This is a genomic window from Campylobacter sp. RM5063 (genome assembly GCF_024723655.1).
GTDB classification, from domain to species: Bacteria; Campylobacterota; Campylobacteria; order Campylobacterales; family Campylobacteraceae; genus Campylobacter_D; species Campylobacter_D lari_D.
On sequence record NZ_JANQDA010000079.1, the window covers coordinates 1 to 306 of the forward strand.

The window sequence follows — 306 nt, forward strand, 5'->3', positions numbered from 1 at the left end:
TTTCAATATCATTAAAATATAACGAACATATTTAAAAAATATATCAAGGATATAAAATGAAAAAAGTAGTTTTAGGGTTAGCTTCTCTTAGTCTTATTGTTTTTTTAGGTGCTTGTTCATCAGAGCCTAAGTCTATGGAATATTTTAAAGACTCCAAAAATGAAAAAGAATTAAAAGATACTTTAAAATATTGTAAAGATAATAAAGACTCTATACTAAAAGATAAAACTTCAAAAGAATATATAGAATGCGAAAATGCTTTTAAAGCAGATATAGGTAAATCAATGGGGAAAGAGCCTTTGGATT

At 24.8% G+C, this 306-nt stretch carries 1 protein-coding gene; it reads left to right on the forward strand.

Annotation, left to right across the window (positions count from 1 at the left end):
* Positions 1 to 56 precede the first annotated feature (56 nt).
* Positions 57 to 306, forward strand: a 250-nt coding sequence (locus CAMP5063_RS08450; RefSeq protein ID WP_257929128.1) for an EexN family lipoprotein, incomplete at its 3' end; no start/stop codon positions are given.